24 protein-coding genes are annotated in these 25881 nt (G+C 66.4%); 18 read left to right on the top strand and 6 right to left on the bottom strand.

What is annotated here, in order from left to right; genetic code table 11:
• The first annotated feature begins 77 nt into the window (after nucleotides 1-77).
• The gene (locus QMO14_RS13740; protein WP_301507762.1) at nucleotides 78-752 is read left to right on the top strand and encodes a response regulator transcription factor; all 675 of its coding nucleotides are present in this window, start codon (nucleotides 78-80) and stop codon (nucleotides 750-752) included.
• A gap of 2 nt (nucleotides 753-754) precedes the next feature.
• Nucleotides 755-2176: a sensor histidine kinase gene (locus tag QMO14_RS13735; protein WP_301507761.1), complete on the top strand. Its 1422-nt coding sequence runs from the start codon at nucleotides 755-757 to the stop codon at nucleotides 2174-2176.
• 33 nt (nucleotides 2177-2209) lie between these two features.
• On the opposite strand, the gene metK is transcribed toward QMO14_RS13735, so the two are convergent.
• A complete protein-coding gene (gene metK / locus QMO14_RS13730) occupies nucleotides 2210-3391 on the bottom strand; it encodes a methionine adenosyltransferase (RefSeq protein ID WP_301507760.1) in 1182 nt (393 codons plus the stop codon).
• Between the two features lie 219 nt (nucleotides 3392-3610).
• Between metK and QMO14_RS13725 the strand changes: the two genes are divergently transcribed.
• Both QMO14_RS13725 and QMO14_RS13720 read left to right on the top strand, forming a co-directional pair.
• Nucleotides 3611-4501 (top strand): lysophospholipid acyltransferase family protein, encoded by an 891-nt coding sequence (locus QMO14_RS13725; protein WP_301507759.1) that lies wholly within the window; start codon nucleotides 3611-3613, stop codon nucleotides 4499-4501.
• A complete protein-coding gene (locus QMO14_RS13720) occupies nucleotides 4498-5382 on the top strand; it encodes a lipid A biosynthesis acyltransferase (RefSeq protein WP_301507758.1) in 885 nt (294 codons plus the stop codon). The genes QMO14_RS13725 and QMO14_RS13720 overlap by 4 nt, the downstream gene beginning before the upstream one ends.
• On the opposite strand, the gene QMO14_RS13715 is transcribed toward QMO14_RS13720, so the two are convergent.
• Both QMO14_RS13715 and yihA read right to left on the bottom strand, forming a co-directional pair.
• Nucleotides 5376-6290 (bottom strand): alpha/beta fold hydrolase, encoded by a 915-nt coding sequence (locus QMO14_RS13715; protein ID WP_301507757.1) that lies wholly within the window; start codon nucleotides 6288-6290, stop codon nucleotides 5376-5378. The genes QMO14_RS13720 and QMO14_RS13715 overlap by 7 nt on opposite strands.
• A gap of 88 nt (nucleotides 6291-6378) precedes the next feature.
• Nucleotides 6379-7122 carry a ribosome biogenesis GTP-binding protein YihA/YsxC gene (gene yihA, locus QMO14_RS13710; protein WP_301507756.1) on the bottom strand — a complete coding sequence of 248 codons (744 nt, stop codon included), beginning with the start codon at nucleotides 7120-7122 and terminating at the stop codon, nucleotides 6379-6381.
• Between the two features lie 72 nt (nucleotides 7123-7194).
• Between yihA and QMO14_RS13705 the strand changes: the two genes are divergently transcribed.
• The 5 genes from QMO14_RS13705 (at nucleotide 7195) to QMO14_RS13685 (ending at nucleotide 13327) form a co-directional block, all read left to right on the top strand.
• Nucleotides 7195-7875 carry a cytochrome c gene (locus QMO14_RS13705; RefSeq protein WP_301507755.1) on the top strand — a complete coding sequence of 227 codons (681 nt, stop codon included), beginning with the start codon at nucleotides 7195-7197 and terminating at the stop codon, nucleotides 7873-7875.
• Between the two features lie 122 nt (nucleotides 7876-7997).
• Complete coding sequence (locus QMO14_RS13700) at nucleotides 7998-10163, top strand: cytochrome c biogenesis protein ResB (RefSeq protein WP_301507754.1); 2166 nt, start codon at nucleotides 7998-8000, stop codon at nucleotides 10161-10163.
• Nucleotides 10164-10185: 22 nt separating this feature from the next.
• Entirely contained in the window at nucleotides 10186-11502 is a 1317-nt protein-coding gene (gene ccsB, locus QMO14_RS13695; RefSeq protein ID WP_301507753.1) for a c-type cytochrome biogenesis protein CcsB, read from the top strand.
• 117 nt (nucleotides 11503-11619) lie between these two features.
• Nucleotides 11620-12654 carry a protein-methionine-sulfoxide reductase catalytic subunit MsrP gene (gene msrP, locus QMO14_RS13690; RefSeq protein WP_301507752.1) on the top strand — a complete coding sequence of 345 codons (1035 nt, stop codon included), beginning with the start codon at nucleotides 11620-11622 and terminating at the stop codon, nucleotides 12652-12654.
• Between the two features lie 28 nt (nucleotides 12655-12682).
• On the top strand, nucleotides 12683-13327 hold the full coding sequence (locus QMO14_RS13685) for a sulfite oxidase heme-binding subunit YedZ (protein ID WP_301507751.1): 645 nt from the start codon (nucleotides 12683-12685) through the stop codon (nucleotides 13325-13327).
• A gap of 22 nt (nucleotides 13328-13349) precedes the next feature.
• Here QMO14_RS13685 and lysA read toward each other — a convergent pair whose 3' ends face one another.
• Nucleotides 13350-14633, bottom strand: a complete 1284-nt coding sequence (lysA, locus tag QMO14_RS13680; protein WP_301507750.1) for a diaminopimelate decarboxylase — start codon at nucleotides 14631-14633, stop codon at nucleotides 13350-13352.
• Nucleotides 14630-14917 carry a lipoprotein gene (locus QMO14_RS13675; protein WP_301507749.1) on the bottom strand — a complete coding sequence of 96 codons (288 nt, stop codon included), beginning with the start codon at nucleotides 14915-14917 and terminating at the stop codon, nucleotides 14630-14632. The genes lysA and QMO14_RS13675 overlap by 4 nt, the downstream gene beginning before the upstream one ends.
• A gap of 12 nt (nucleotides 14918-14929) precedes the next feature.
• Between QMO14_RS13675 and cyaY the strand changes: the two genes are divergently transcribed.
• A complete protein-coding gene (gene cyaY, locus QMO14_RS13670) occupies nucleotides 14930-15262 on the top strand; it encodes an iron donor protein CyaY (protein ID WP_301507748.1) in 333 nt (110 codons plus the stop codon).
• Nucleotides 15263-15281: 19 nt separating this feature from the next.
• On the opposite strand, the gene QMO14_RS13665 is transcribed toward cyaY, so the two are convergent.
• Complete coding sequence (locus QMO14_RS13665; protein ID WP_301507747.1) at nucleotides 15282-17690, bottom strand: penicillin-binding protein 1A; 2409 nt, start codon at nucleotides 17688-17690, stop codon at nucleotides 15282-15284.
• Between the two features lie 242 nt (nucleotides 17691-17932).
• On the opposite strand from QMO14_RS13665, the gene QMO14_RS13660 reads away from it, so the two are divergent.
• Genes QMO14_RS13660 through QMO14_RS13625 form a run of 8 tightly spaced genes read left to right on the top strand, consistent with a single transcriptional unit; the run spans nucleotide 17933 to nucleotide 25843 of the window.
• A complete protein-coding gene (locus QMO14_RS13660) occupies nucleotides 17933-19012 on the top strand; it encodes a pilus assembly protein PilM (protein WP_301507746.1) in 1080 nt (359 codons plus the stop codon).
• A complete protein-coding gene (locus tag QMO14_RS13655; protein WP_301507788.1) occupies nucleotides 19009-19629 on the top strand; it encodes a PilN domain-containing protein in 621 nt (206 codons plus the stop codon). The genes QMO14_RS13660 and QMO14_RS13655 overlap by 4 nt, the downstream gene beginning before the upstream one ends.
• A 6-nt stretch (nucleotides 19630-19635) precedes the next feature.
• Nucleotides 19636-20313, top strand: a complete 678-nt coding sequence (locus QMO14_RS13650; protein WP_301507745.1) for a type 4a pilus biogenesis protein PilO — start codon at nucleotides 19636-19638, stop codon at nucleotides 20311-20313.
• Nucleotides 20310-20849, top strand: coding sequence for a pilus assembly protein PilP (locus QMO14_RS13645; RefSeq protein WP_301507744.1), 540 nt, complete (start codon nucleotides 20310-20312; stop codon nucleotides 20847-20849). Before QMO14_RS13650 ends, QMO14_RS13645 begins: the two co-directional genes overlap by 4 nt.
• Nucleotides 20846-22996 (top strand): type IV pilus secretin PilQ, encoded by a 2151-nt coding sequence (pilQ, locus tag QMO14_RS13640; protein ID WP_301507743.1) that lies wholly within the window; start codon nucleotides 20846-20848, stop codon nucleotides 22994-22996. The genes QMO14_RS13645 and pilQ overlap by 4 nt, the downstream gene beginning before the upstream one ends.
• Nucleotides 22997-23019: 23 nt before the next feature.
• A complete protein-coding gene (locus tag QMO14_RS13635; RefSeq protein WP_301507742.1) occupies nucleotides 23020-23568 on the top strand; it encodes a shikimate kinase in 549 nt (182 codons plus the stop codon).
• Nucleotides 23569-23603: 35 nt separating this feature from the next.
• Nucleotides 23604-24716, top strand: a complete 1113-nt coding sequence (gene aroB / locus QMO14_RS13630) for a 3-dehydroquinate synthase (protein WP_301507741.1) — start codon at nucleotides 23604-23606, stop codon at nucleotides 24714-24716.
• Nucleotides 24713-25843, top strand: a complete 1131-nt coding sequence (locus QMO14_RS13625) for a deoxyguanosinetriphosphate triphosphohydrolase (RefSeq protein ID WP_301507740.1) — start codon at nucleotides 24713-24715, stop codon at nucleotides 25841-25843. Before aroB ends, QMO14_RS13625 begins: the two co-directional genes overlap by 4 nt.
• Nucleotides 25844-25881: the final 38 nt, after the last annotated feature.

Raw genomic sequence — 25881 nt, 5'->3', positions numbered from 1 at the left:
GCGATTCGTCATGGTTATCCCTAGGGCGGCGCGATGCCTGCCATGCTTCCTAGAATCCACGGCCATCATCCCGCCCCATGAAGCTGCTGCTCGTCGAAGACAACCCGCAACTTGCGCACTGGCTCTCCAGCCTGTTGCGCGAGCAGGACTTCGTGGTTGACCACGTGGACCACGGCGAGGCGGCCGACCGCCTGCTGCTGCAGGGCGGCTACGACGTGGTGCTGCTGGACCTCAACATCCCGGGCATGTCGGGCAAGGCCGTGCTGCGGCGGCTGCGCGAGCGCGGCGACGCGGTGCCCGTCATCATCCTCACCGCCACCGCCTCGCTCGACCAGAAGGTTCTGTGCCTGGAGATCGGTGCCGACGACTACCTGGTGAAGCCCTTCGAGGCGCGCGAACTGGTGGCGCGCATCAAGGTGCTGGTGCGCCGGCAGATGCCGGGCAAGGCCAACGACGTCGCCTGCGGCGACCTGCACTACGACCTGCGCACGCGGCGATTCACGCTGGCGGGCGACGAGCTGGCGCTGCCGCCGCGCGAGCGCACGCTGCTGGAGACGCTGGTGCTCAAGGCCGGCAGCACGGTGTCGAAGCAGGCGCTGCTCGACGCCATCTTCGGCCTCGACGACGAACCCAGCGCCGACGCGGTGGACATCTACATCCACCGGCTGCGCAAGAAGCTCGAAGCCAGCCAGGCGACCATCATCACGCTGCGCGGCGTGGGCTACCTGCTGCGCATGCGCCAGGAAGGCTAGCGATGAAGCGCGCCAGCCTGCGGCTTCGCCTTGCGCTTTGGCTGCTGCTGCCGATGTCGGTGTTCGTCGCGATCTGCGGCTGGCTCAACTGGCGCAATGCGGCGGAGGTGGCCGACTACGTGCAGGACCACGACCTGCTTTCATCGGCCAAGGTGTTGTCGGACCGGTTGATCTGGGAGGACGAAGACGTGAAGGCCAGTGTGCCGCCATCGGCGCTCAGCTTGTTCGTTTCGCCCGAGCGTGACCGCGTGTTCCTCAGCGTGACGGGCGCGGGCGGCGAGGTGCTGGCCGGCTCGCCTGATTTTCCGCTGCCCGCCGTGCGCAAGCCCCAGGGCACCGACCGCGCCCAGTGGTACGACGCGAACTTCGCTGGCGTGCCGCTGCGCGCCGTGGTCACCACGCGCTCGATGTACGAGTCGGGCGACGCGCGCGACATCACCATCGCGGTGGGCAAGACCGAGCGCAGCCGCGATCACATGCTGCGTGCGCTGTGGTGGCCGTCGATGGAATACCTGCTGATCGCTCTGGCGCTCGCCATCGCGCTGGCGGTGGCGGCGCTGACCCTTGAGCTGCGCCCCATCGTGCGACTGAGCCAGCAGCTCGCACAGCGCGATCCGATGCACCTCGATCTCGTGGTCGATCCGCAGGCGCTGCATTCGGAGCTGCGGCCGGTGGCCGACACCATCAACCGCTTCGTGGCGCAGCTCAAGGCGCATTCCGAAGCGCAGCGCCGCTTCATCGCCGACGCTGCGCACCAGCTGCGCACGCCGCTGGCAATGCAGGCCTCGCAGATCGAGTTCGCGCGCTACACCCGCCAGCACCGCGGCGAATGGGACACGCGCCGTGCCGACATGGACGCCATGTGGCTGGACATGCAGACCAGCAACCGCAGGCTGGTGGATGTGACCAACAAGCTGCTGCTGCTGGCCCAGGCCGAGCATGGCGATGCGCACACGAAGCTGGAGCCGGTCGATCTCGCGGCGGTGGCGCTGCGCTGCGTGGAGCAGCTGGCCGCGCTGGCCGACCGGCGCAGCATCGACCTCGGGCTGGAATCGGAGGCGGGGCCGCAAGGCGCCGTCGTGATGGCGCAGCCCGCGCTGCTCGATGCGCTGGCCACCAACCTGCTGGACAACGCGCTGCGCTATACGCAGGAGCGCGGCCGTGTCACCGTCGGCGTGCGGCGCGTGGATGGGGCGGTCGAACTGAGAGTGGAAGACAACGGCTCGGGCATTCCGCCCGAGGCGCGCGATCGCGTGTTCGAGCGTTTCTACCGGGTGGCGCATGACACCGAGGGCACCGGCCTCGGGCTGGCCATCGTGCGCGAGATCGCGCGGGCCTTCCAGGCGGATGTGCGCCTGGAGGCGAACCCGCGCGAGGTGCACGGGCTGGTGGTCACGGTGCGGTTTCCTGCAACGGCCGCCTGAGCCCGCGCAGGCGAGGCGGCTGGCAGGCGTCGATCAGAGACCGGCGGCTGCGCGCAGCGCTGCTGCCTGCGTCGTCGCTTCCCAGGTGAACTCGGGCTCCTCGCGGCCGAAGTGGCCGTAGGCGGCGGTCTTCTGGTAGATCGGGCGAAGCAGGTCGAGCATCTGGATGATGCCCTTCGGGCGCAGGTCGAAGTGCTCGCGCACGAGTTCGGCGATCTTCTCGTCGGGAATCACGCCGGTGCCTTCGGTGTAGACCGTGATGTTCATCGGCTGCGCCACGCCGATGGCGTACGCCACCTGGATCTGGCACTGGCGCGCCAGTCCGGCGGCCACGACGTTCTTGGCCACGTAGCGCGCGGCGTAGGCCGCCGAGCGGTCGACCTTCGACGGGTCCTTGCCCGAGAACGCGCCGCCGCCGTGCGGGCAGGCGCCGCCGTAGGTGTCCACGATGATCTTGCGGCCGGTGAGGCCGCAGTCGCCCTGCGGGCCGCCGATGACGAAGCGGCCGGTCGGGTTGATCAGGTAGCGCGTGTCCTTGAGCCACTCCTTGGGCAGCACGGGCTTGATGATCTCCTCGATGATGGCTTCGTTGAACGATGCCTTCATCTTGGTGGGCGTCTCGCTCTGGTCGGGGCTGTGCTGGGTGGAGAGCACCACGGTGTCGATGCTGTGGGGCTTGCCGTCGACATAGCGCATCGTCACCTGGCTCTTGGCGTCGGGGCGCAGGAAGGGCAGGCGGCCGTCCTTGCGAAGCTGGGCCTGGCGCTCGACGAGGCGGTGCGCATAGTAGATGGGCGCGGGCATCAGCTCGGGCGTTTCGTCGCAGGCGTAGCCGAACATCAGGCCCTGGTCGCCGGCGCCGGTGTTCAGGTGGTCGTCGCTGGCATGGTCCACGCCCTGGGCGATGTCGTTGGACTGCTTGTCGTAGCAGACCAACACGGCGCAGCCCTTGTAGTCGATGCCGTACTCGGTGTTGTCGTAGCCGATGCGCTTGATGGTGTCGCGCGCGACCTGGATGTAGTCGACGTGCGCGTTGGTCGTGATTTCGCCGGCGAGCACCACGAGGCCGGTGTTGGTCAGCGTCTCGGCGGCCACGCGGCTGCGGGGGTCCTGCTCGAAGATCGCGTCGAGGATGGCGTCCGAGATCTGGTCGGCGACCTTGTCGGGATGGCCTTCGGAGACGGATTCGGACGTGAAGAGGAAGTCGTTCGCCATTTGTTCAAAACTCCTTGAATGAATTGGCGCGTTGCCAACTCTGCGGAGCTCTGGCGAACGCTTTAGCAGATGCCGATTTCTCGGCCCGGCACAATTGCATTGCTGCGCTTGTGTTTGTCGCCCTGCAAGTTGTTCCGTAACTCGGCGACAATTTGCATTCTATTCGAGCCGCGCAATACCATGCGCGCGCGTCCGTGTTTTGACTCCCTCCCGTATTCGATGATCACCCTGTTCCGCCTGCTTGCCCGCGTGCCGATGCCGCTGATGCATCGGTTCGGCGCATTGCTGGGCTGGCTGGTCTGGTGGAGCGCGCCCGGCTATCGCCGCCGCTTCAAGGCCAATGCCGAGAGCGCGGGCTTCGGCCCCGAGCAATACCGTCCCGCCATCGCTGCAGCCGGCAAGATGGCTTCCGAGCTGCCCTGGCTGTGGCTGCGCCCCCACGGCCAGACCGTGCTGGACCGCGTGGTGCGCTGGGAGGGCGTGGAGGCCTTCGAGGCGGCCATGCGGGCGAAGAAGGGCGTGATCCTGGTCGCGCCGCATCTCGGCAGCTGGGAGATGTGCGGMCAGGCCATCGGCGAGCGCTTTCTGTCGACCTACGGGCCTATCACCGCGCTGTTCCGCCCGGCCCGCAAGAAATGGATGGCCGACCTCATCGCAGCCGGTTCGCGCGACCGGCCCGGCCTGCAGACCCTGCCCACCAACAACACCGGCGTGCGCGGCCTGATCCGCACGCTGCGCGGCGGCGGCTACACCGGCATCCTGCCCGACCAGGTGCCGCCGCTGGGGCAGGGCGTGTGGGCACCCTTCCTCGGCCGGCCGGCCTACACCATGACCCTTCTTCCCCGACTCGCGCAGCAGACCGGCGCGGCCTGCTTTCTCAGCGTGTGCGAACGGCTGCCGCGCGGCGCGGGCTACGTGATCCGCTTCGAGCCCATCGTCGGCACCGCGCTGACGGATCCATCGGCCTCCATCGAGGACGCCGCCGCCGCCATGAACGACGGCATCGGCCGGCTGATCCACAGCCTGCCGGGCCAGTACGTCTGGGACTACGCCCGCTACAAGGAGCCGCGCGCCGAGCGCGTGGTCGCCGCCGCAGGGGAGACGGCATGAGCCTCGGTTCCCGACTCGGCATCGGCTTCATGCGCGTGATCGCGCCGCTGCCGCTGCCCGTGGTGCGCGGCTTCGGGGCGTTCCTCGGTCGCATCCTGCACACCGTCGCCGTGCCGCGACGGCGCGTGGTCGACACCAACCTGGCGGTGTGCTTCCCCGGGAAGTCGGAGGCCGAGCGCCGTGCCATGGCGCGCGAAACCTTCGTTTACGTGGCGCAGTCCTGGCTGGACCGGGGCTGGCTCTGGCATGCGCCCGAGAAGGTTGTGGCGAGCCGGCTCAAGGTAGTGGGCGCGGCTTCGGAGATCCGCGAAATTGCCGATGGCGACGAGCCCATGATCCTCTTCGCGCCGCACTTCTACGGACTCGATGCGGCGGCCACGGCGCTCACGATGCACACGTCGCGCCCCTCGGCCACCATCTACACGACCCAGCGCGATCCGATGATCGACGCCTGGATCCGCGAGGGCCGCACCCGCTTCGGCGACGTGGCGGCGCTCAACCGGGTGGACGGCATCAAGCCGGTGCTGCAGGGGCTGCGCAAGGGCGGCCTGCTGTACCTGCTGCCCGACATGGACTTCGGCCGCGACCAGACCATCTTCGTGCCCTTCTACGGAGTGCAGGCGGCCACCGTGCCGTCGCTGTCGCGCTTTGCGCGGCTGGGCAAGGCCAAGGTGGTGCCGGTGGTGTCGAAGCTCACGCGCGACGGCTACGAAATCGAGATCCTGCCGACCTGGCAGAACTTTCCGACCGACGACGTGGAGGCCGACACCGCGCTCATGAACGAGCGGCTGCAGGGCTACATCGACACGATGCCGTCCCAGTATTACTGGGTGCACCGCCGGTTCAAGACCCGCCCGGAAGGCGAACCACCTATCTACTGATTCCGCTGCAGGAATCCTTCGATCTCGCGCGCGACCAGCTGCGGCTGCTCGTGCACGATCCAGTGGGTCGCGTTCGGCACCTTCCTGATCTCGAGCTTCGGCACGTATTCGTCGAGCCCTTCGAGCAGGCCCGGCAGCAGCGCCGCGTCGTCGAGCGCCCAGAACACGAAGGTGGGCACTTCCACCATGAGCCGCTCGCGCGGCAGCACGGGGATGCCGTCGATGGTCTGGCCCGGCAGCGGAGGCTTCATCGGCGTCACGCGGTAGAGATTGCAGGCGCCCGTGAGGCCCGCGCTCCAGACCTCGCGGTACTGCTGCTTCACTTCCTCGGTGAGCCAGCCGTGGCCATCGGGGCCAGCCTTCATCAGCAGGAAGAAGGGCCACATGCGCTTGAAGTCGTCTGCCGCGAGCAGCGCCTCGGCGTCGGGGCGCGCGAGGAAGTTCATGTAGGCGCTCGCCTGCTGCTGCGCCGGGCTGTTGCGCAGCTCGCGGGTGAAGGTGCCGGGGTGCGGCGAATTGATGATGACCAGCCTGCCGACCTGCTGCGGGAAGGCGTTGGCGTAGCCCCAGCCGAAGGCGCCGCCCCAGTCGTGGGCGACCAGCGCGGCCATGGTGCCGTCGGCGCTCTCGGTGGCGGCGAGCTGCTGGACGTCCTGGATCAGCAGGTGCGGCTTGTAGGCCGCCACGTCGGTCGGCGAGCTCGACTTCTCGAAGCCGCGCAGGTTGGGCGCCACGCAGCGGTAGCCGCCATGGGCGGGGTCGGAGAAATACTCGAGCAGTTCGTCCCAGATGAACGCGGCCTCGGGGAATCCGTGGAGGAACACCATCAGCGGCCGGCCCGGCTTGCCGGCAGCGCGGCAGCTCAGGGTCGTGCCGTTGGGCAGGCTGCGTTGGAATGTCTCGATCATGCTTCTTGTCTCCTTCGGATTGACTGTTGTCGCTATTGTTTTGATAGTGACCTGCGCAGATGGACGGCCGGTGCAGCCTCTTCTTGCCTCAGGCGTCTTCCGGTGGCGGCTCGGGCTTGGCGGCCGGTGCGTCGGTGCCATCGGGGTGCACCCAGCGCCACAGCAGCGCCGCCGCCTCGCCCACGCCCTGCTTCTTCAGGGCCGAGAACAGTTTCACCTCGCCGCCACCGGCCTGCAGTCGCGTAATGGACAGCACCTTCGCGCCCTCGCTGCGGGTGAGTTTGTCGGCCTTGGTCAGCAGCACGAGGAACTTCAGGCCCTGTTGCACGCGCGGGCGGATGACGTCGAGCAGGATCTCGTCGAGCTCGGTCAGACCGTGGCGCGGATCGCACATGAGCACAACGCCGCGCAGGCTCTCGCGCGTCATCAGGTAATTGCCCATCACGCGCTGCCAGCGCAGCTTGGCCTCGCGCGGCACGGCCGCATAGCCGTAGCCCGGGAGGTCGGCGAGCACCGCGTCATCGACTTTCTGCTTGCCGATGCCGAACAGGTTGATGTGCTRCGTACGGCCCGGCGTCTTGGAGGCGAACGCAAGGCGCGTCTGCTGCGTGAGGGTGTTGATGGCAGTCGACTTGCCCGCGTTGGAGCGGCCGACGAAGGCGATCTCGGGCAGGTCGACGGGGGGCAGATGCTCCAGCTGGGGCGCGCTGGTAAGGAAGTGGGCGGTGTGCAGCCAGCCCAGCGCCATTCGCTCGCGTTCGGCGACCTTGGGGTCTGCGGCGGGCGCCGCGCGGGGAGGATAGGCAGCGGGCTTGGCGCGCGGGGAGGGCATCTACGGACTTTCGAAACAGGGCCCACATTGTAGAATCGTGAGGTTTTGCGCCATAAATTCGAAGCCCCCGATATGAAGTTGTTTGCCAATATTGTGCTTGCGGCCCTCGTGGGCATCGCATCCAGCGTGAGTTTTGCAGCCGATGAACACGCGGCCAGTCCGAGTGCGGCGGCCGCAGCACCGGCCAAACCGGCCAAGCCGGACCCCGCCAAGGGGGACACGTTGTTCAACGCAACGCCGGCCAACAGCCAGAGCTGCGCCTCGTGCCACAACGCCGACGGCAACTCCGCCATCGCGGCCAACCCGAAGCTGGCGCAGCAACATCCCGAATACATCCTCAAGCAACTGCAGGACTTCAAGTCCGGCGCCCGCAAGAGCGCGATCATGAAGCCGCTGGCTTCGGCGCTGTCGGAAGAAGACATGCGCAACATCGCCTGGTTCGTCGGCTCCAAGAAGATCAAGCCGGGCTTCTCGAAGGACAAGGACACCATCGCGCTGGGCGAAAAGATCTACCGCGGTGGCATCGGCGACCGCCAGATCCCGGCCTGCGCCGGCTGCCACAGCCCCAACGGCGCGGGCATCCCGGCCCAGTACCCCCGCCTTGGCGGCCAGAACGCCGACTACACCGTGGCCCAGCTCACCGCCTTCCGCGACAACGTGCGCCTGAACAGCCTGCCCATGACCGGCGTCGCGGCCAAGCTCAACGACAGGGAAATCAAGGCGGTCGCCGACTACATTGCCGGTTTGCGTTGATGATGGCGCTCCCTGGAGCGTGACCAGCCGCCGACAACAACCCCAACAAAGGGCGGGCCGATCCAGCAGGATGGCCCGCCTTTTTTGTTTTTTCTCCTTCTCTTCCTTCCTACTTTCGCCCGATGTCCGTCTCCACCCATGGCCTTCGCGTTCATCGCGGCCCGCAGGTGCTTCGCGCCGCGGTGGAGCTGCTGTCGTCGATGCGCTTCGCGATCGCGCTGCTCACCATCATCTGCATCGCGTCGATCATCGGCACGGTGCTCAAGCAGCATGAGCCGATCAACAACTACATCAACCAGTTCGGGCCGTTCTGGGCAGAGCTGTTCCGCGCTGCGCGGCTCGACTCGATCTACAGCGCCTGGTGGTTCCTGCTGATCCTGCTGTTCCTGGTGATCAGCACCACGCTGTGCATCGCGCGCAACACGCCGCGCATCCTGATCGACCTCAAGACCTTCAAGGAAGACATCCGCGCACAGAGCCTGAAGGCCTTCGGCCAGCGGGCGGAGAGCCGGCTGGGTGAAACGCCCGAAGCGGCGGCCAACCGCATCGGCCAGTTGCTGGCGAGTGGCGGCTGGAAGGTCAAGCTGCAGCAGCGCGAGGCCACCGACGGCAGCCGTGCCACCTCGGCGGGCTGGATGGTCGCGGCGCGCGCGGGCGGCGCCCACAAGCTGGGCTACATCGCGGCCCACAGCGCCATCGTGCTGGTGTGCATCGGCGGCCTGTTCGACGGCGACCTGGTGGTTCGCGCGCAGACCTGGTTCAACGGCAAGAGCGTGTTCACCGGCGGCGGCATGATCGCCGACGTGCCGCCCCAGCACCGGCTGTCGGCCAGCAATCCGACCTTCCGCGGCAACATCCTGGTGCCCGAGGGCGGGCAGGGCAGCGTGGCCATCCTGAACCAGTCCGATGGCGTGCTGCTGCAGGAACTGCCGTTCTCCATCGAGCTGAAGAAGTTCATCGTCGACTACTACTCGACCGGCATGCCCAAGCTCTTCGCCAGCGAGGTCGTGCTGCACGACCGCGAGACCGGCGAGCAGGTGCCCGCGCGCATCGAGGTCAACCACCCGGCCAGCTACAAGGGCGTGGAGATCTACCAGTCGAGCTTCGACGACGGCGGCTCCAAGGTGAAGCTCAAGGCGGTGCCGATGGCGGCCATGGCCAAGCCCTTCGAGGTGGAGGGCGTCATCGGCGGGCCCAGCACCGAGATCACCAACGGCAAGGACAAGCTCACGCTCGAGTACGCCGCGCTGCGCGTGATCAACGTCGAGAACTTCGCCGACGCGAACGCCATGGGCAGCGGCGCCGACGTACGCAAGGTCGACCTGCGCCACGACATCGAATCGCGCCTGGGCGCCGCCAACAAGACCAACAAGCCGAAGGTGCTGCGCAACATCGGCCCGAGCATCGGCTACAAGCTGCGCGATGCTTCCGGCCAGGCGCGCGAGTACCAGAACTACATGGTGCCGGTCGACACCGGCGACGGCCAGCCGGTGTTCCTGCTGGGCATGCGCGAGAAGCCCGAGGAGCCCTTCCGTTACCTGCGCGTGCCGGCCGACGACCAGGGCTCGATGGACGGCTTCGTGCGCATGCGCGCCGCGCTCGCCGACCCTGCCGCGCGCGAGCGCGCCGTCGAGCGCTACATCGCCAAGGCCACCGACCCCAAGCGCCCCGAGATGGCCGAGCAGCTTCGCGTGTCGGCCACGCGTGCGCTGGCGCTGTTCGCGGGCAGCGAACCCGCCAAGGCCGGCGCCACCGCCACGGGTGGCTGGCAGGCTATTGCCGAATTCATGGAAGTCAACGTGCCCGAGGCCGAGCGCGAGCGCGCCGGCGGGGTGCTGGTGCGCATCCTCAACGACGTGCTGTTCGAGGTGCTGAACCTGAGCCGCGAAGGCGCCGGCCTTGCCGCGCTGCCCAACGACGAGAAGACCCAGGCCTACCTGACGCAGGCCGTGCTGGCCATCAGCGACGCGCACTTTTACCCGGCCCCGGTCGCGATGATGATGACCGATTTCACCCAGGTGCAGGCCAGCGTGTTCCAGGTGGCGCGCGCCCCTGGCAAGAACATCGTCTATCTGGGCTGCCTGTTGCTGATCATCGGCATTTTTGCCATGCTGTACGTGCGCGAGCGCCGCCTTTGGGTGTGGCTGGCACCCGATGGCAAGGCTTCAGAAGGCGATGCACCTGCGACGACGGCCGCCACGATGGCCTTCTCGGTCAATCGCAAGACCATCGACAGCGACCGCGAATTCGAGCATCTCAAACGCAAGCTGCTCGCCCTGAACGAATAAGCGAACAAGACCCCGGGACAACATGAACACCACGACCCTCACGCTCAATGAAAGCTGGCTCTCGCGCCGCAACCTGTTCGACTGGGTGTTCGCGGCACTGGTGGTGGCCGGTGGCCTGTTCGCCTTCGCGCGCCATGCGGGGTCGATGGACTACTACGAGAAGCCGATCCTCGTGGCCGCGATGGTCTCGCTGATCGCGATCTGCTGGTTCTGGCGGCCGCTGCGGGTGCTGGCCATCGTGGTGGCTGCCGCTTCGCTGCTGGCCATCGCCTCCTACCAGGGCGACCTGGCGCGCGCCGACACGGTGTTCTGGCTCAAGTACTTCCTGTCGAGCCAGTCGGCCATCCTGTGGATGAGCATGCTGTTCTTCATGAGCACGCTGTTCTACTGGCTGGGCTTCTTCGGCGGCAAGCAGTCGGACACCTTCGACATGATCGGTTCGCGGCTCGCTTGGGCTGCCGTCACGATGGCGCTGATCGGCACCATGGTGCGCTGGTACGAGAGCCACCAGCTCGGCCCGGACATCGGCCACATCCCGGTGAGCAACCTGTACGAAGTGTTCGTGCTGTTTTGCTGGCTGACGGCCGCGTTCTATCTCTACTTCGAGGAGCGCTACAACACGCGCGCGCTCGGTGCCTTCGTGATGCTGGTGGTCAGCGCGGCGGTGGGTTTCCTGCTCTGGTACACGATCGTGCGCGAGGCGCACGAGATCCAGCCGCTGGTGCCGGCCCTGCAGAGCTGGTGGATGAAGCTGCACGTGCCGGCCAACTTCATCGGCTACGGCACCTTCGCGCTGGCGGCCATGGTCGCCTTCGCCTATCTCATAAAAGAGCAGGCCGAGGAGAAGCGCTGGTACAAGCTCACGCCCATCTGGCTGCTGGGCGTGGCACTGTGCTTCGTGCCGGTGGCGTTCCGCCAGCGCGTGCAGGAAGCCGGCGGCAGCTACTGGGTGGTCTATGCCGGTATTTCGGCGCTCATCGCCGCGGGTATCCTGCTGGGCCGCAAGCGCATCGCCGCGCGCCTGCCGGCCAACGAGGTGCTCGACGATGTCATGTACAAGTCGATCACCGTCGGCTTCGCCTTCTTCACCATCGCGACCGTGCTGGGCGCCCTGTGGGCGGCCGACGCCTGGGGCGGCTACTGGAGCTGGGACCCGAAGGAGACATGGGCGCTGATCGTCTGGCTCAACTATGCGGCCTGGCTGCACATGCGACTCGTCAAGGGCCTGCGCGGTACCGTGGCAGCCTGGTGGGCGCTGGGCGGCCTGGCGGTGACGACCTTCGCCTTCCTGGGCGTGAACATGTTCCTGAGCGGGTTGCACAGCTACGGCACCCTGTGAACGCAGGCCCGCGGGCTTTCGCGAAGAATTTTGAAACCGCGCGCTCCGGCTGCGCGTAACCAGATCAGGGGAAGCCACGAACTACCCTGAGCACAACGATTCCGCGAAAGGCCCGTCATGTCGTTCCACTCCCGTCCGATCCGCCGCACCGGCAGCGCCAGCAACAGCGGCGGCAACGGCTTCATCCATCCGTTGTCCAGCGAGATCACGCCCCGCGAGGTCTACGAAGGCCGCCGTGACATGCTCAAGCTCATGGCCGGCGGTGCAGCGGGTGCCGCGCTGGCTGCATTTGCCTCGCGCGAAGCCCTGGCGCAGACCGAGCGCCCCAACAAGCTCGCGCCGCTGCCGGGCATGAAATCGGCGGTGCCCGGCGCCATGTCGATGGAAAAGGTCACCGACTACAAGGACGCCTCCACCTACAACAACTTCTACGAGTTCGGCACCGACAAGGCCGACCCGGCCAAGAACGCCGGCACGCTGAAGACGCGGCCATGGACCGTGGAGGTGGAAGGGCTGGTCAAGAAGCCGGGCAAGTACGGCATCGAGGACCTGCTCAAGCTCAGCGCGCAGGAAGAGCGCATCTACCGCCTGCGCTGCGTCGAGGGCTGGTCGATGGTGATTCCGTGGGTCGGCTACTCGCTGGCCGAGCTCATCAGGAAGGTCGAGCCGCAGGGCAACGCCAGGTTCGTCGAATTCGTGACGCTGGCCGATCCCAAGACCATGCCCTTCGTCGGCTCGCGCGTGCTCGACTGGCCCTATACCGAAGGCCTGCGCATGGACGAAGCGATGCATCCGCTCACGCTGCTGGCCTTCGGCATGTACGGCGAGGTGCTGCCCAACCAGAACGGCGCGCCCGTGCGGCTGGTGGTGCCGTGGAAGTACGGCTTCAAGTCGGCCAAGTCGATCGTCAAGATCCGCTTCGTGGAAAAGGAGCCGAGTACCGCCTGGAACAAGGCCGCGGCCAACGAGTACGGCTTCTATTCGAACGTGAATCCGAACGTCGACCACCCGCGCTGGAGCCAGGCGACCGAGCGCCGCATCGGCGACGGTGGCGGCCTGTTCGCCAAGCGGCGCAAGACCGAGATGTTCAACGGCTACGAAGCACAGGTCGGCCAGCTCTACGCGGGCATGGACCTGAAGAAAAACTATTGAACCGGCTCCGGCGCGCAGCCATCGCCCCATGAACAAGCTGCTCATGCATCCGGCGACCAAGCCGGTCATCTTCCTGCTGTGCCTGCTGCCGTTCGCGCGGCTGGCCTACGGCGCGTTCACGGACGGGCTGGGCGCCAACCCCGCCGAGTTCCTGATCCGCGCCACCGGCGACTGGACGCTGCGCTTCATCTGCATCGTGCTGGCGGTGACGCCGCTGCGCGTGATGAGCAAGTGGAACGCGCTCGCGCGCTACCGCCGCATGCTGGGCCTGTTCGCGTATTTCTACGTGGTGCTGCACCTGCTGTGCTACAGCTGGTTCGACATGGGCTTCGAGTGGGCCGACATCGCCAAGGACATCGCGAAGCGGCCGTTCATCCTGGTGGGCTTCTCGGCCTTCGTGCTGCTCACGCCGCTGGCGGCCACGTCGTTCAATCGCGCGATCAAGGCGATGGGCGCGAAGCGCTGGCAGATGCTGCACAAGCTGGTCTACCTGATCGCGGGGCTCGGCCTGCTGCACTTCTTCTGGATGCGCGCGGGCAAGAACAATTTCGCGGAAGTGTTCGTCTACGCCGCGATCATCGCGGTGCTGCTTGCCTGGCGCGTGTGGAACTACTTCGCGAGCACGCGCGGGAAGGCAAAGCCGGCGTCCGCGGGCGCGGTGCGCACCGGCTGACGCCAGGAAGATCGATCAGCGATCAGCCGTCGATTTCGCTGCGCAGCTGGTCTTCCATCGTCTCGCGACGGCGGATCAGCTTCGCGCTCGCGCCGCTCACCAGCACCTCGGCGGCGCGGCCGCGCGTGTTGTAGTTGCTGGACATGCTCATGCAGTACGCGCCCGCCGACAGCACGGCCAGCAGGTCGCCGGCCAGCACGTTGAGCGCTCGGTCGCGGCCGAGCCAGTCGCCGCTTTCGCAGACCGGGCCGACCACGTCGTAGGTCGTGGCATCGCCCGCGCGGGTGCGCACCGGCACGATGCGCTGGAAGGCCTGGTACATCGCGGGGCGCGGCAGGTCGTTCATGGCTGCGTCGACGATGCAGAAGTTCTTGTCCTCGCCCGGCTTGGTGTAGAGCACCTCGGTGATGCACACGCCGGCGTTGCCGACCAGCGAGCGGCCCGGCTCGATCACCAGCTTGCGCCGGCCGAAGCCGCGCGCGTCGAGCTTGGCGAGCAGCTGCTGCCAAAGCGCATCGGCCTTGGGCGGCACCTCGCCGTTGTAGTCGATGCCCAGGCCGCCGCCGAAGTCCAGGTGATGGATCGGCACGCCGGCCGCTTCGATGGCTTCCACCAGGTCGAGCACGCGGTCGCAGGCGTCCAGGTAGGGCGAGGCTTCGGTGATCTGCGAGCCGATGTGGCAGTCGATGCCCACCACTTCCAGCCCCGGCAGCCGCGCGGCATGCTTGTAGGCCTCGACAGCGCGGTCGTGCGCGATGCCGAATTTGTTGCCCTTGAGGCCGGTGGAAATGTAGGGATGCGTCTTCGGATCGACGTTCGGATTGATGCGGATGCTGATCGGCGCGCGCTTGCCTTCGGCCACCGCCACTTCGTTGAGCACGTCGAGCTCGGCTTCGCTCTCGACGTTGAAGCAGGCGATGTTCGCAGCGAGCGCCTGGCGCATCTCGGCGCGGGTCTTGCCGACGCCCGAGAAGATGATCTTCTTCGGATCGGCGCCCACGGCCAGCACGCGCGACAGTTCGCCGCCCGAGACGATGTCGAAGCCGCAGCCGGCCTCGGCGAACACGCGCAGCACGCCGAGCGAGGAGTTGGCCTTCATCGCGTAGCAGATGAGGGCGTCGCGGCCCTCGAAGCCGCGCTGGTAGGCCGCCAGGGCGTCCAGCATCCATTGCCTGGAGTAGACGAAGAGGGGAGTGCCGTGTTCGCGGGCCAGCGCGTCGAGCGCGACGCCTTCGACGTGCAGCGTGCCGTCGCGTTCGGCGATGTGCGGTCGGCCGGGCAGGGAGATGTTGGTGCCGGAACTCACTTGCGTTGCTCCGTGCTGCTATTGCTGCTGCCTGCCGGTGCGCTGGCGGCGGCAGCTGGTGCGGGCGCCGCCTGGCTGGAGGACGACGATGATGAGGAGCGCAGGCTGTCCGGCGTCATGAGCTCCGGCAGGGTGGCACGCCCGGCGGCTGCCGGATCGGTCGGCAGGTACAGCGCACCGCGCTGTCCGCAGGCGGCGACGAGCCCGGTGGCGCCCACGGCGAGGCAGACCATGAGCGCGGCGCGGGCGCGGGTGCTCACTAGAATTTGGCGAACGTTCAACATGGTGAAATTGTAATGACCGAGACCGAGTACATGGATCGCGCCGAGGCTGCTCTTGCAGCCATCGAACTGGGCTGCGACCGCATCAACGAAGCGACCGACGCCGACATCGACAACCAGAGGGTAGGCGGCATGATCACGATTTCATTCCGCAACGGCAGCCAGCTGATCGTGAACCTGCAGAAACCCTTGCAGGAGATCTGGCTTGCCGCGCGTTCGGGCGGCTATCACTACCGCCATGACGGCAAGGCCTGGGTGGACACCAAGACTGGCGAGGAATTCTTCGGCAACCTGTCGCGCGAGGCGACGCTGCAGGCGGGGCAGCCGCTGAACTTCGCGGCTCCCTGAACTCCTCTGCCGGCGGGGCTCAGTTGCGGAACAGGTCGAGGATGCGGTTGCGCTCCTCGGGTTGTGGGGGGGCGCCGATCGGACCGCCCGCCGGGGCTTCGACCGGCGCAGCCGGTGCGGACTCGACGCCCAGGCTCGCAACGCCGCGTCCCGGCGCATAGTCGTCGTAGTACCACTCGCCGCCGACGTTCACGATGCCCGGCGGCGGGTTGGCCGAGAGTTCGGTCACCGGCACGCCCTTGATCGCAGTCTCCATGTAGTTGATCCAGATCGGAAGGCTCAGGCCGCCGCCAGTCTCGCGGTCGCCCAGGTTGCGCGGCGTGTCGTAGCCGATCCACGAGATGGCCGTCATGGTGGGCTGGAAGCCGGCGAACCAGGCGTCGAGCGAGTCGTTGGTGGTGCCGGTCTTGCCGTAGAGATCGGGGCGCTTGAGCGTCGCCTGCGCCTTGGCTGCGGTGCCGGCGCGGGCCACCGAGTTCAGCAGCGTGTCCATGATGAAGGCGTTGCGCTGCGGAATGACGCGCAGCGATTCGTTCAGGAGCGGCGGCTGCTTGTCGACCAACACCTTGTCCTTGTGGTCGGTGATGCGAGTGACGAGGTACGGATTGACGCGGTAGCCCCCGTTGGCGAACACCGAATAGCCCACCGCCATCTGCATGGGCGTGACCGAGCCGGCGCCCAGCGCCATCGGCAGATAGGCCGGGTGCTTTTCCTTGTCGAAGCCGAAGTTGGTGATCCACTCTTGCGCGTAGCGAGTGCCGATGGACTGCAGGATGCGGATCGACACCAGGTTCTTCGACTTCATCAGCGCGGTGCGCATCGTCATCGGGCCGTCGTAGCCGCCGCCGTAGTTCTTCGGCTCCCAGGGCTGGCCGCCAGTCGTGCCGGCGTCGAAGAAAAGCGGTCCGTCGTTGATGACCGTGGCGGGGGTGAAGCCCTTTTCGAGTGCCGCGGAATAGATGAAGGGCTTGAAGCTCGAACCCGGCTGGCGCCAGGCCTGGGTGACGTGGTTGAACTTGTTCTTGCCGAAGTCGAAACCGCCGACCAGCGCCTTGATGGCGCCGTCGCGCGGGTCCATGGCGACGAAGGCACCTTCGACCTCGGGCAGTTGCGTGATTTCCCAGGTGTTCTTGGGCGTCTTCACGACGCGGATGACCGCGCCGCGGCGGATCTTGATGTTCGGGGGAGCCTTGTCGGAAAGGCCGGACTGCGCAGGCTTGAGGCCTTCGCCCGTGATCTGCACCGCGTCGCCGTTGGCACGCACGGCGTCGATCTGCTTGGCCGTGGCCTTGAGCACGACCGCGGCCATCACGTCGCCATTGTCGGGGTGGTCGCCGAGCGCGTCGTCGACGGCTTCGTCGAGTTCCTTGGGGTCGTTCGGAAGGTCGACGAACTTCTCGGGGCCGCGATAGATCTGGCGGCGCTCGTAGTCCATGATGCCCTTGCGCAGGGCCTTGTAGGCCGCCGCCTGGTCGGCCGCGACCAGCGAGGTGTAGACCTTGAGGCCGCGCGTGTAGGTGCTGTCGCCGTACTGGGCGTACATCAGCTGGCGCACGGTTTCGGCGACGTACTCGGCGTGCAGGCGGTTCGGGTCGGCGGCGTCGCGCAGGTGCAGCTCTTCCTTCTTGGCTTCAGCGGCCTGCTCGGCGGTGATGAAGCCGGCTTCCTGCATGCGGTCGATCACATAGAACTGGCGGCCGCGCGCGCGTTGCGGGTTGTTGACCGGGTTGTTCGCGCCCGGTGCCTTGGGCAGGCCGGCCAGCATCGCGGCCTGGGCGATCGTGAGCTCCTGCAGGGGCTTGCCGAAGTAGGCTTCGGAAGCGGCGGCGAAGCCGTAGGCGCGATTGCCGAGGTAGATCTGGTTCAGGTAGATCTCGAAGATCTGGTCCTTGGTGAGCAGGTGCTCCAGCTTGAAGGTGAGCAGAACCTCGTAGATCTTGCGGGTGAGCGTTTTCTCGGAACTCAGGTAGACATTGCGCGCCACCTGCATGGTGATGGTCGACGCGCCCTGGCTCTTCACGCGATTCATGTTGGCCAGGCCGGCGCGCACCATGCCCTTGTAGTCGACGCCGCCGTGGTCGTAGAAGCGCGCGTCTTCGGCTGCCAGGACCGCGTCCTTCACGACCTTCGGAATGGCCGAGATCGGGGTGAGGTTGCGACGTTCCTCGCCGAACTCGCCGATGAGGATGCCTTCGGCCGAAAACACCCGCAGCGGCAGCTTGGGCCGGTAGTCGGCCAGGTCGCCGATGTCAGGCAGGTTCGGATACGCAACCGCAAGGGCCACGGCCACCACGCATAGCACTGCCAGTACGCCGGCCAGTGCAATGCCGAAGCCCCAGAAGAAAAGGCGCAGCAGCCATTTCAGCCAGGTCGGGCGCGGAGGGGTGGATTTCTTGGCTGGCCCTTTGGGGCTGGAAGTTTCTTGCATGAGGGGCCGGACAGAGTCACCCGACATTATAAAAAGCAGCCCCTTTCGAACGATCCGATCTTTGAGGCGGCTTGCGGTGCTCTAATTCAAAAGTTACAAAATGCGGTTTTGCCGTCAGGTTTTGACAACGCTTGAGGAATTTGTCCTGCAGCGTCGCTTGGTCACCGCTGAGCCTGCTGCTAGCATGCAACCGAATTCAATTTTTTCTATTCGTTACAAATACAGGGGAAGAGGAACTTGCCTTGGCTGCTCTTGGATCATTGTTTCGTCGTCAGAACGCTCCCCTGCTGGGGCTGGACGTGAGTTCGTCCAGCGTCAAGCTGGTCGAGCTCGGCCGTGAGGCCAGCGGCAAGCTGGTCCTGGAGCGCTGCGCCATCGAGCCCCTGGAACGCGGCTGGATCACCGACGGCAACGTCGAGAAGTTCGACGAGGTGGCGGAAGCCGTCCGGCGCGTCATACGCAAGAGCGGCACCCGCACCCGCAATGTGGCGCTGGCGTTGCCGCCGTCGGCCGTGATCACCAAGAAGATCATTCTTCCGGGCGGGATGAGCGAGCAGGAACTCGAGATCCAGGTCGAATCCGAGGCCAATCAATACATCCCGTTCTCGCTGGACGAGGTCAGCCTCGATTTCTGCGTGACGGGGCCGAGCACCACCTCCGCCGGCGACGTGGAAGTGCTGATCGCCGCGTCGCGCAAGGAAAAGGTGCAGGACCGCGAAGGCCTGGCGGAAGCCGCCGGCCTGAAGGCGATGATTCTCGACGTCGAGTCCTATGCATCGCGCCTTGCGACCGCCCGCCTGATCGAGCAACTGCCCGGCAAGGGCGTCGATTCGATCGTGGCGCTCTTCGAAGTGGGGGCCTTCACCACCAGCATGCAGGTGCTGCGCAACCAGGAAGTGCTGTACGACCGCGACCAGGCATTCGGCGGCGCGCAGCTCACGCAGCTGATCGTGCGCCAGTACGGTTTTTCCGCCGAGGAAGCCGAAGCGAAGAAGCGCAGCGGCGACCTGCCCGACGACTACGGCTCGGGCGTGCTCAAGCCTTTCGTCGAAAGCATCGCGCAGGAAATCGCCCGCGCGCTCCAGTTCTTCTTCACCAGCACCCCGCACAACCGCGTCGACTACGTCTTGCTGGCAGGCGGTTCTGCCGCCCTGCCCGGGTTGACCAACGCGGTGACGCGGCAGACTTCCTTCGCCTGCTCGCTGCTCAATCCCTTCGAAGGGATGGAAATCAGCGCGAACGTCCGCGAGAAGAAGGTCCGCCGCGAGGCGCCGTCCTACCTGACCTCGTGCGGGTTGGCCATGCGGAGGTTCCTGCAGTGATCCTCATCAATCTGCTCCCGCACCGCGAAGCCGCGCGCAAGCGCAGGCGCGAGGCTTTCTATGGCACCCTGGGCGCCGCTGCGATCCTCGGCGTCCTGATCGCCGGCTTGGGCTATCTGTGGTTCGAAGCACAGATTTCAGCGCAGCGATCGACGAACGGCTTTCTGCAGGCCGAGATCAAGAAGCTCGAGGTCGAGATCAAGGAGATTTCGACGCTGCAGGAAGAAATCGCCGCGCTGCGTGCTCGCCAGCAGGCGGTCGAAGACCTGCAGGGCGATCGCAACCTGCCCGTGCACCTGCTCAACGAACTCGTCCGTCAACTGCCCGATGGCGTCTACCTGACCAGCATGAAGCAGGACAACCAGACGGTCACGCTGCAAGGCATGGCGCAATCCAACGAGCGGGTTTCGGAACTGCTGCGCAATCTCGGCAACAACAGTCCCTGGCTGGTGAAGCCGGAACTGGTCGAAATCACGTCGGCGAACGTGAACCTGAATCCGCGCGACCAGCGCCGCGTGGCGAACTTCACGATGCGCATTGGCCTGAAACGCCCCACCGATGCTCAGAAGGCCGCAGCCGAAAAGGCGCTGGCCGCAACGGCGCAGTCCAAGGGGTAACCGATCATGGCAAGCAATCGCCCCTCCCAGAAAATCGACGTCGCCGCGGCGCTGCAGCGCTTCGGCGACCAGTTCCGCGGACTCAACCCGAACGATCCGTCGGGGTGGCCGCCGGTGCCGCGTTACGCGCTCTGCCTGGCAGTCACGGCACTGGTGCTGGTCGCACTCTGGTTCGTCTGGCTGACCAATTCGAACGACGAACTCGAAAGCGAGCGCGCCAAGGAAGTCACGCTCAAGGCCGACTACCAGAAGAAGGTGGCCCAGGCCGCCAACCTCGAATTGCTGAAGAAGCAGCGGGAGCAGGTGCAGCAGTACGTGATCCTGCTCGAGAAGCAACTGCCCAGCAAGGCCGAAATGGATGCCCTGCTGTCGGATATCAACCAGGCGGGCCTTGGCCGCAGCCTCCAGTTCGAGCTGTTCCGTCCAGGGCAGGTCTCGGTCAAGGACTACTACGCCGAGCTCCCGATCGCCGTTCGCGTGACGGGCCGCTATCACGACATGGGCGCTTTCGCTGCCGACGTGGCGGGCCTGTCGCGCATCGTGACCCTGAACAACATTTCCGTCACGCCGCAGAAAGACAAGGACGTGCTGACGATGGACGCCACCGCGCGCACCTATCGCTATCTCGATGACGAAGAGCGGGCCGCGCAGAAGCGTGCTGCCGCGCCGAAGGCGAAGAAATGAAGATCGTCGCCAAAGTACTGTGGCTGACGCTGGCGGTGTCGGCATTGAGCGCCTGCGATTCGGGCCAGGAAGACCTGCAACGCTGGATGGCCGAGCAGCGTGCCCAGGTGAAGCCCTCGGTGCCGCCCATCTCCGAGCCGAAGAAGTTCACGCCGCAGGCCTATACCGAGGCCTCGGCCTTCGAGCCCTTCAACATCCTGAAGCTGACGCAGGCGCTGCGCCGCGAATCGAATCAGCCGAGCACATCGGAGCTGATTGCCCCTGAGCTCGCGCGTCGCAAGGAGGCGCTCGAAGCGTTCCCGCTCGACTCGATGGCCATGGTCGGCAGCATGAACCGCAACGGCCAGCCGGTGGCGCTGCTGCGTGTGGACAAGCTGCTCTACAAGGTGCGTGTCGGCGAATACCTGGGACTGAACTACGGGCGTATCACCCGTATCAACGAAACCGAAATCGCCTTGCGTGAAATCGTGCAAGACGCCGCCGGTGAATGGATCGAACGCGTCGCGACGCTGCAGCTGCAAGAGAGTGCGAAATGAACCAGAAAAAATCAAAGATGGCACAGTGGCTGCGCGCTGCCGGCCTGGGTCTGCTGGCCTTCGGCACGTTGGCCGTGGCGCATGCGCAAAACGCCATCGAGGCCGTGACGAGCTCGACGCAGTCGGGTGCGGAAGTGATCCGCATCGATCTTGCCCAGCCGCTCACCGCCGTCCCTGCCGGATTCGCCGTCCAGACGCCGGCGCGCATCGCGCTCGACTTCCCCGGTGTCACGAATGCCATCGGCCGTTCGGCCATCGAAGTTAACCAGGGCAACCTCCGCTCGGTGAACGTGGTCCAGGCCGGTGAACGCAGCCGTGTGGTTCTGAACCTGAAGCAGGCGACAGCCTACAAGGCCGAGATCCAGGGCAAGTCACTGCTGGTGGTTCTCGAACCGGTGGCCGGCTCGGCGCTTGTCACGCCGGCTTCCGCGACCTTCGCCGAAAACCGCAACCGCGACACGCTGCCCTTGCGGGACCTCGACTTCCGCCTCGGTGCCGACAGCGCGGGCAGGGTCATCGTCGATCTTCCGAACAACCAGGTGGGTGTGGACGTCAAGCAACAGGGCAAGGGTCTTGTCGTGGAGTTCACGAAGTCGACGCTGCCCGAGGGCCTGCGCCGCCGCCTCGACGTGGCCGACTTCGGCACCCCGGTCCAGTCGATCACTGCGCAGCAGGCGGGCGATCGTGTCCGCATGACGATCGACGCGAAGGGCGACTGGGAGCACAGCGCCTACCAGAGCGAAAACCAGTTCGTGGTCGAAGTCCGCGCCCGTAAAGTCGACCCGACCAAGCTGACGCAAGGCGTGGGCTACAACGGCGAGAAGCTGTCGCTCAACTTCCAGAACATCGAGATCCGCTCGCTGCTGCAGGTGATCGCCGACTTCACGAACTTCAACATCGTGACCTCCGACTCGGTCACCGGCGCGCTGACGCTGCGGCTGAAGGACGTCCCCTGGGATCAGGCGCTCGACATCATCATGCAGGCGAAGAACCTGGGCATGCGCAAGAACGGCAGCGTGCTGTGGATCGCGCCCAAGGACGAAATCAACGCCAAGGAAAAGCTCGAGTTCGAGGCCAAGGCTGCGATCGAGAACCTGGAGCCGCTGCGCACCCAGTCGTTCCAGCTCAACTACACCAAGGCGATTGCCATCGCACAGGGGTTGACCGGCACGGGAGCTTCCTCCGGCGGCGGTGGCGGCGGTGGCACCACGACGCGCATCCTGAGCCCGCGTGGCAGCGTCATCGCCGAGTCGCGCACCAACCAGCTCTTCGTGTCGGACATTCCGTCGCGTCTGGCCCAGGTGGCCGAGCTGATCCAGAAGCTGGATATTCCTGTTCGGCAAGTGCTGATCGAGGCCCGGATCGTCGAGGCGTCCGACACCTTTGGCAAATCGCTGGGTGTTCGACTGGGCGGCGGTATCGCCGGTGAGCGCTTTGCCTCGTCCGGCGGCAACCGAGCCTTCGCCAATCTCGGTGTGATGCCGGTCACCACGGCAGGGACCAATGGCGGCGCCACCACGGCCACAAGCACCTTTACCAACTCCAACTTCATCAACCTGCCCGCAGGCGATGCAGGCGGCACCGGCAACGCGGCAGGCACGTTCGCGATCTCGCTCTTCAACTCGAGCTTCTCGCGCATGCTGAACCTCGAAATATCGGCGCTCGAAGCCGACGGGAAGGGCAAGGTGGTGTCCAGCCCCCGCGTGATCACGGCCGACCAGACCAAGGCGCTGATCGAGCAGGGCGAGGAAATCCCCTACCAGCAGGCCACCTCGAGCGGTGCGACCTCGATCTCGTTCCGCAAGGCGGTGCTGAAACTTGAGGTCACGCCTCAGATCACGCCCGAAGGCAACATCATCCTGACGCTGGACGTGAACAAGGATTCGCGGGGCGTGAATACGTCGGCAGGCCCGGCGATCAACACCAAGCACGTGCAGACCGAGGTGCTGGTCGAAAACGGCGGCACGGTTGTCATTGGTGGTATCTTCGAGCTTAACGAACGCAATGACGAGTCGCGCGTGCCGGTCCTGGGTGAAGTGCCCTATGTCGGGGCACTGTTCCGCAAGCGCGAGCGAGTTGCCCAGAAGACCGAAATGCTCGTCTTTATCACCCCGAAGATGATTACCGACCGCAACGCCGCGCGCTGACGCGCGGGCGTAGCAGCCACCGCGTGGCGGTCGCACTTGTCGGTTTGCCCGGCGCCGGAAAATCCGCAGTGGGCCGGCGCCTGGGGACGCGGCTGGACCTTCCTTTCATCGATACCGATCACGTGATCGAGCAGCGCATCGGCTGCTCGATCCGCGACTACTTCGAGCGCGAGGGCGAGGCCGCCTTCCGCGACCTCGAGCAGACGGTGATCGCCGACCTGGCGGCTAACGCCCACGGCGTGCTGGCCACCGGCGGCGGTGCGGTGCTCCGGGAGGCCAACCGAAAGCAACTGCGCGATCACTTCCATGTGATCTACCTGCGCTCGTCCCCCGAAGACCTTTTTCGGCGCCTGCGCCACGACGTCAAGCGTCCCCTGCTGCAAGTGGCCGATCCGCTGGGCCGGCTTCGCGAGCTGCACGATGCGCGCGACCCCTTCTATCGGGAGACCGCCCACGACGTGGTCGACACGGGGCGTCCGACGATCGCGATGCTGGTGAACATCATCGTGATGCAGCTGGAGCTGGCGGGCATCGTCGAGCCGGGCGCCCACCCCGAAGAGCCCCCCGCCTGAGCCTGCCCGAGCCGCAGCGCCTAAACTCGCTGCCCATGTCCCTGTCCGAACTCTCCGCTCCGCCAGAACGCGTCGACATCCAGCTCGGCGATCGCAGCTATCCGATCTTGATCGGTGCCGGCCTGCTGGACGACCCGCGGAGCTTCGATGCCACGCCCGCATCGGCCATGGCCCTGATCGTCAGCAACACCACGGTGGCGCCGCTCTACGCCAAGGCGCTGCAATCAGCCCTGGCGGGCCGTTTCCGGGCGGTTCACCTGCTCGAACTGCCTGACGGCGAGGCTTACAAGAACCTGCAGACGCTGAACCTGATCTTCGACGAACTCCTCGGCCGGAGCAGCGACCGCAAGACCGTCCTGTTTGCGCTGGGCGGCGGGGTGGTCGGCGACATGACCGGCTTCGCAGCCGCCAGTTACATGCGTGGCGTGCCCTTCGTGCAGGTGCCGACCACGCTGCTGGCCCAGGTGGATTCTTCGGTGGGCGGCAAGACGGCCATCAATCACCCGCTCGGCAAGAACATGATCGGTGCGTTCTATCAGCCGCAGCTCGTGGTCTGCGACCTGGCGACGCTCCAGACCCTGCCTCCGCGYGAACTCAGCGCCGGGCTGGCCGAGGTCATCAAGTACGGCCCGATCCACGACATGGCCTTCCTCGACTGGATCGAGGCGAACATCGAAGCCCTCGTCGCGAGGGAGCCGGCCGCGCTGGCCCACGCCGTCAGGCGCAGTTGCGAGATCAAGGCGCTGGTGGTCGGGCAGGACGAGCGAGAGACCGGCCTGCGCGCGATCCTCAATTTCGGACACACCTTCGGCCACGCGATCGAATCGGGCCTTGGCTATGGCGAATGGCTGCACGGCGAGGCCGTCGGCTGCGGCATGGTCATGGCGGCGCGGCTGTCGCAGCGGCTCGGCGGCGTCGATGCCGCCTTCGTCGAGCGGCTTACCCGGCTGATCGAGCGGGCCGGCCTGCCGATCGTCGGCCCGGCGCTGGGCGCCGACCGCTACCTGGAGCTGATGCGCGTCGACAAGAAATCGGAAGCCGGCGAAATCCGCTTCGTGGTGATCGACCGTCCCGGCTCCGCGGTGGTCCGCAGCGCGCCCGACGCGCTCGTGCGCGAAGTGCTTGCGCAGAGCTGCGCGGCGCAATGAGCCTCGCGGCCTACGCCTGCCAGCCCGCGCGTTCGCGCGGTCGTCGGCATGCGGAGCCGCCCGCGCCCACGCGCGATGCTTTCCAGCGCGACCGCGACCGGATCGTGCATTCCACCGCCTTCCGCCGGCTGGTCTACAAGACGCAGGTGTTCCTGAACCACGAGGGCGACCTGTTCCGCACCCGGCTCACGCATTCGCTCGAAGTCGCCCAGCTCGGGCGGTCGATTGCCCGGGCCCTGCGGATCAACGAGGACCTGGTCGAAGCGATCGCCCTGGCGCACGACCTGGGCCACACGCCCTTCGGCCACGCCGGGCAGGATGCGCTCAACGACTGCATGACCGGGCACGGCGGCTTCGAGCACAACCTGCAGAGCCTGCGCGTGGTCGATGCGCTGGAGCACCGCTATCCGCAGTACGACGGCCTGAATCTCAGCTTCGAGACCCGCGAGGGCATTCTCAAGCACTGCTCGCGCGCGAATGCCGAGCGGCTGGAGGCGGCCGAGCCCAATGGCGTCGCCCGGCGGTTTCTCGACCGCACTCAGCCGGGGCTGGAAGCCCAGTTGTGCAACCTGGCCGATGCCATCGCCTACAACGCCCATGACATCGACGACGGCGTGCGTTCGGGGCTCCTCGCCGTCGAGCAACTGTCCGATGTCGAACTGTTCGAGCGCCATCGCCGCGAGGCGCTCGAAGAGCATCCGCAATTGCAGGGCCGCCGCGTACTCTACGAGACCATCCGCCGCATGCTGAGCGCACAGGTCTACGACGTGATCGACACGACCCGCGCTGCGCTCGAAGCGCTCGCGCCGGCCGATGCCGACGCGATACGCAAGGCGCCGCCAGTCGTCGCCTTCAGCGAGGCCATGCAGGCCCAGTCGGAAGACCTGAAGCGCTTCCTCTTCGGCAATCTCTACCGGCACCCTCAGGTTACCCAGACCACCGACCAGGCGCGGGAGGTGGTGCGGGAACTGTTCGAGGCGTATCTGGAGCGCGGCTCCGAGATGCCGGCCTCCTACGCCGAGCGCCAGGACAGGCATCGTGCCGTCGCCGACTACATCGCAGGCATGACCGACCGCTTTGCCGTGCGCGAGCATGAGCGGCTGACCGGCCGCCGGGGCATCGCATGAGCGCCGCGCCGGGCCGCCCCACGCAAGCGCGCACCGCC

It is taken from the genome of Variovorax sp. CAN15 (genome assembly GCF_030462475.1).
Taxonomy (GTDB): Bacteria; Pseudomonadota; Gammaproteobacteria; order Burkholderiales; family Burkholderiaceae_C; genus Variovorax.
This window is presented reverse-complemented; position numbering and strand designations above follow the sequence as displayed.